The sequence below is a fragment of the uncultured Sphingomonas sp. genome (assembly GCF_964250165.1).
In the GTDB taxonomy this organism is placed as follows: Bacteria; Pseudomonadota; Alphaproteobacteria; order Sphingomonadales; family Sphingomonadaceae; genus Sphingomonas.
This window is the reverse complement of sequence record NZ_CAXUEK010000123.1, coordinates 1-4,776: the sequence shown is the minus strand read 5'-3', so window position 1 is coordinate 4,776 and position 4,776 is coordinate 1. Positions and strand designations below refer to the sequence as shown.

The 4,776-nt window shown below is 70.0% G+C and carries 6 protein-coding genes and 1 pseudogene; 2 read left to right on the top strand and 5 right to left on the bottom strand.

Annotated elements, in window-relative coordinates:
- Positions 1-237: pseudogene (locus ACFE64_RS15080) on the top strand (aminomethyl transferase family protein); the annotation flags it as partial.
- A gap of 28 nt (positions 238-265) precedes the next feature.
- Here the strand turns inward: ACFE64_RS15080 and ACFE64_RS15075 are convergent.
- From ACFE64_RS15075 to ACFE64_RS15055, 5 genes are all read right to left on the bottom strand, one after another.
- Complete coding sequence (locus tag ACFE64_RS15075; RefSeq protein ID WP_375393275.1) at positions 266-1,018, bottom strand: IclR family transcriptional regulator; 753 nt, start codon at positions 1,016-1,018, stop codon at positions 266-268.
- Between the two features lie 19 nt (positions 1,019-1,037).
- On the bottom strand, positions 1,038-1,442 hold the full coding sequence (locus ACFE64_RS15070) for a nuclear transport factor 2 family protein (protein ID WP_375393274.1): 405 nt from the start codon (positions 1,440-1,442) through the stop codon (positions 1,038-1,040).
- A complete protein-coding gene (locus ACFE64_RS15065) occupies positions 1,439-2,278 on the bottom strand; it encodes a class III extradiol dioxygenase subunit beta (RefSeq protein ID WP_375393273.1) in 840 nt (279 codons plus the stop codon). The genes ACFE64_RS15070 and ACFE64_RS15065 overlap by 4 nt, the downstream gene beginning before the upstream one ends.
- Position 2,279: 1 nt before the next feature.
- Positions 2,280-2,732: a protocatechuate 4,5-dioxygenase subunit alpha gene (ligA, locus tag ACFE64_RS15060; RefSeq protein ID WP_375393272.1), complete on the bottom strand. Its 453-nt coding sequence runs from the start codon at positions 2,730-2,732 to the stop codon at positions 2,280-2,282.
- 131 nt (positions 2,733-2,863) lie between these two features.
- Entirely contained in the window at positions 2,864-3,841 is a 978-nt protein-coding gene (locus tag ACFE64_RS15055) for a GlxA family transcriptional regulator (protein ID WP_375393271.1), read from the bottom strand.
- Positions 3,842-3,923: 82 nt separating this feature from the next.
- Here ACFE64_RS15055 and ACFE64_RS15050 point away from each other — a divergent pair.
- A partial coding sequence (locus tag ACFE64_RS15050) for an FAD-dependent oxidoreductase (protein WP_375393270.1) occupies positions 3,924-4,776 on the top strand: 853 nt, incomplete at its 3' end.

Sequence of the window (4,776 nt, the reverse complement as noted above, 5' to 3'; positions counted from 1 at the left end):
ATCGGCTACAGCTCGAACGAGGGCAAGATGCTGACGCTGGCGATGGTCGACGAGGCGTTCGCCGCGCCGGGGACGCAGGTGACGCTGCTCTGGGGCGAGCCCGACGGCGGCACACGCAAGCCGACGGTCGAACGGCACGTCCAGACCGAAATCCGCGCCACCGTCAGCCCGGCGCCCTATTCGGAAGTGGCGCGCGACAGCTACGCCGACAGCTGGCGGACGCGCCAGACGGCGTGATCGCTCGAGGGGCGGCCGCGGCCGCTCCTCAGCCCATGGCGGCAAGCAGGCCGGCGGTGCGCGTCAGCAGGTCGGCGGCGCGACGTTCGACCTCGGCGTCGCACCGGACGACGGGGATCGCGACGCTGAACGCGCCGACCATCTCGCCGTCGATCGTCGCGATGCGGCCCAGTCCGACGATGCCCGGCGTATGCTCCTCGCGCGTCACGGCGACGCCCGTCGCCCGGATGCGCGCGAGCTCGGCACGCAACGGCGCTTCGCCGGTGATGGTCGTGGCGGTGAAAGCCTCCCGGTCGGCTTCGGCGAAATAGCGCGCCAAGTCCGCCTCGCCCAACGCCGCGAGCAGCGCCTTGCCGCCCGAAAAGGCGTGGAGCGGGGCACGGGCGCCGGTCTGCACGGCATAGCGCAGCGCGTGATCGCTCGGTTCGGTGACCAGTGCCTCGACGGTCCACCCGCGCCGGATGAAGAAGGACGCGGTCTCGTTCAGCTGGATGCGCAGCGACCGGACCAGGGGGGCGACCCGATCGGCCAGCGTGAACACGCGGTCGCGCGCCTGCAGCCGCTCCAGGCCCGGCCCCGCGGCATAGCGTCGCCCCGTGCGCGCCAGATAGCCGCGCTCGACCAGGGTGCCCAGCAGATAGGACAGGCTGCTGACCGGAATCTGCAGCGCGGCGGCGATCTCCTGGGCGATGATCGGCTGCCCGCGCGACACGACATATTCGATGATGTCCAGCGTGCGGGTCGCGGATTTGACGGTCGCGGGCGGCGGCGGATCGGCCATCGCCGCTATGGGTAGGGCATCATGGCGCGAAGTCGAGCGACCCGCGCCGTGCGGCGAAGCGCCACCCCTCGTTGGTCAGCACGAAGCGGTCCTCGAATCCCCCGACCAGCGGGGTCGGGCCGCCGGTGAACAGCAGCATCGCGCTGCGCCCGCGCGCCGCCGTGGCGCTGTCGACGTCGATCACGATGTTGGCGCAGACGTGGCGCGTCGTGCGCGGCGGGCGCGCGGTGAACGCCGCCAGGATCGCGGCGCGGCCGACGACCGGCGCATCGGGCGCCGTCGGCCGGGTCATCAGCCCGTCCTCGGCATAGAGCGCCGCCACCTCCGGCCAGCGCGCCGCGTCGTTGAGGTTGGCGTACAGGTTGATGAGCCGCGCGCAGTCTGCCTCGATCGCGCGGCGGCCGTCGTCGGACAGCCCTGTCATGCAGGCTCCAGCACGAGATGGCCGACCGCGGTGTTCGAGGCCGGCACGTGATAGAAGCGATGCCGCTCGATCACGTCCCGGCCGAGCGCGCCGCGCATGATCAGCCACATGATCAGCTCGATTCCTTCCGATCCCGCCTCGCGCAGATAGTCCAGCCGCGTGATGCGGCGCAGCGCCTCGGGGTCGGCGGTCAGCTTGTCCAGGAAATCGCGGTCGAACGCGCTGTTGATAAGTCCCGCGCGCGGGCCCTGCAGCTGGTGGCTCATGCCCCCGGTGCCCCACACCTGCACGTTCAGATCCTCGGGAAAGCTGGCCACCGCGCGCGCCAGCGCCTCGCCCAGCCGCCAGCAGCGATCGCCCGATGGCGGCGGATATTGCGTGACGTTGACCATCAGGGGCACGACGCGCACCGGCCAGGCGTCGACTTCGCCGAACAGCAGCGACAGCGGCACCGTCAGCCCGTGGTCGACGTCCATGTCGTTGAGGATCGTCATGTCGAATTCGTCGATGATCAGGCTCTCGGCGATATGCGCGGCGAGCTCGGGATGGCCCTCGACCACCGGCACCGGCCGCGCGCCCCAGCCTTCGTCGGCGGGCTTGTAGCGGTCGGCGCAGCCGATCGCGAAGGTCGGCACGACCTCCAGCATCAGGCTGGTCGCATGATCGTTGAAGACCAGCACCACGACGTCCGGCTTGGCGGCGCGCTCCCACGCGCGGCTTGCGGCATAGCCGGCGAGGACGGGCGCCCAATAGGGCTCGGCGGTCTTGCCGAGGTCGATCGCGGCCCCGATTGCGGGGACGTGGCTGGTAGCCACGCCGGCGGTGATGCGCGCCATGTCAGAAGCCTCCTGTGTTGGCGTCGCCGGCCGCGCCGGCGGCGTTGGCCTTGATCGAACGATTGCCCTGCGGCGTCCGGCCGCCGGCCACCATCATCGCGCCATATTCCTCCGCGCTCAGGCCCGACATGCTGCCGACCGCCCGCTGCACGCTCCAGCCGTCGGTGTTCGAGATCTTGACGAGGAAATAGATGTTGCCGCCGGTGGCGATCAGCGCGTTGAAATCGCGATCGAGCACCGCCTGCCGCTGCGCCGGCGTCATCGGGAAACGATCGAGATAGGCGCCCTCGTCGGCCTTGAACGCCGCGCGGTTGTCCGCCTGCATCAGCGACATGCAGAAGCGATGCAGGTGATACGCCTGGCGAGAGCGCGCCGTGGTGAAGATCGTCGTGCCCGGGATGTCGTCCAGGTCCACGGCGTCGAATCCACGCCTGCCGTCCTGCTCTGTGGACATGCTCTTCTCCTTAGGTCGACAGGCAATACTAGGAAGACGCGTCGGCGGAAAGATCATTCTCGTATGCGAAACGTTCAACGGACGGAACTGGGGCGAAGGCCGCTCGGCAAGACCGACGGCGCGGTGGCGTCCTACTGCACCCCCGCGGACTGCCGCCGTTCCGCGCTGGGGGGCTTGCCGTATCGCGCGACATAGACGCGGGAAAAGTGGCTGCTGCTCTTGAAGCCGCAGGCCAGGCCCACGCTGGTGATCGGCATCCGCGTCGTCCGCAGTAGCTGACGCGCACTGGTCAGCCGGATGCGGACATAATGCCGGCCGAGCGTCTCCCCGGTCAGGCGGGCGAACAGCCGTTCCAGCTGCCGCACCGAGGTGCCGGCGATCTGTGCCAGCGCGGCCGGCGATACCGGGTCCTCGACCGACGCCTCCATCGCCGCCAGCACGCGCAGCACGCGGTCGTCGGCGATGGCGTAGCGCGCGCGCAGCGTCAGCCGCTGCGGCGCGTCCGCCTCGCGCGGTTCGCGCTGGAGGAACCAGTCGCCGATCTGCGCGGCGAGCGCATGGCCCTGCTCGCGCTCGATCAGGTCGACGGCGAGATCCAGCCCGGCGATGCCGCCGGCGCACGTCACCCGCCGCCGGTCGATGACGTAGAGGCCGGGATCGGGGGTGACCTGCGGGAAGGCTTCGACGAACGCCGGCCGGTGCTCCCAATGAACGGTTGCGCGATAGCCGTCGAGCAGTCCGGCGCGCGCGAGCAGATAGGGGCCGGCGGAAATGCCGGCGATCACCGTGCCGCCGAGTGCCGCGTGGCGCAGCCAGGCGAACACCGCCGGATTGATCGGGCGGTTCGGGTCGCCGGCGGCGAAGACGAACAGCGTATCGCAGGCGACGGCCTCGCCGACGCGCCGGTCGGCGATGATCGTCGCGCCGTTCGACGCGCGCGCCGGCTGCCCGTCGGGCGAGATATGGACCCAGCGGTAGAGCGCGCGCCCGGCCAGCACGTTGGCGGCGCGGTACGGCTCGATCACCGAGGCGTAGGACATCAGCGCGAAGCCGTCGATCAGCAGCAGGCCGAGCGTGCGGGTTTCGTCGGCGATGTCGTTGACGGCCATGTACGTGGCATTCCTGGGCAAGCCAGTACCCGGATAGCCGCTACGCTGCGATTGAGCAAAGCCCCTCTTCGGCGCCGGCACCATGAAGCATTTCTCGTTTCTCAGTCTCGCGAAGAACGCCATGTCCGGCCACAAGGCGTGGTCGCCGACATGGCGCGACGCGGCGCCGCGCGACGGCTACGACATCGTCGTCATCGGCGGCGGCGGGCATGGGCTCGCCACCGCCTTCTACCTCGCCAAGGTGCACGGCATCACCAACGTCGCGGTAATTGAGAAGGGCTGGATCGGCGGCGGCAATGTCGGCCGCAACACGACGATCATCCGCTCCAATTACGGCCTGCCCGGCAACGAGCCGTTCTACGAATGGTCGATGAAGCTGTGGGAGGGGCTGGAGCAGGAGCTCAACTACAACGCGATGGTCAGCCAGCGCGGGGTGCTCAACCTCTATCATTCGGACGGCCAGCGCGACGCCTTCGCGCGGCGCGGCAACGCGATGCGGCTGCACGGCGTCGATGCCGAACTGCTCGACCGCGACGCGGTGCGCAAGATGGCCCCGTTCCTGAATTTCGACCAGGCGCGCTTTCCCATCCAGGGCGGGCTTTATCAGGCGCGCGGCGGCACCGCGCGGCACGACGCGGTCGCCTGGGGCTATGCGCGCGGCGCGTCCGACCGGGGCGTCGACATCATCCAGAATTGCGAGGTGACGGGCTTCCTGCGCGATGCGTCGGGCGCGGTGACGGGCGTCGAGACCAACCGGGGCGCGATCCGCGCCGGCAAGGTCGGCATGGCGGTGGCGGGCATGTCGTCGCGCGTCGCGGCGCTGGCCGGCCTGCGGCTGCCGATCGAGAGCCATGTCCTCCAGGCATTCGTCAGCGAGGGGCTCAAGCCCGTCATCCCCGGCGTCATCACCTATGGCGCGGGACATTTCTACATCA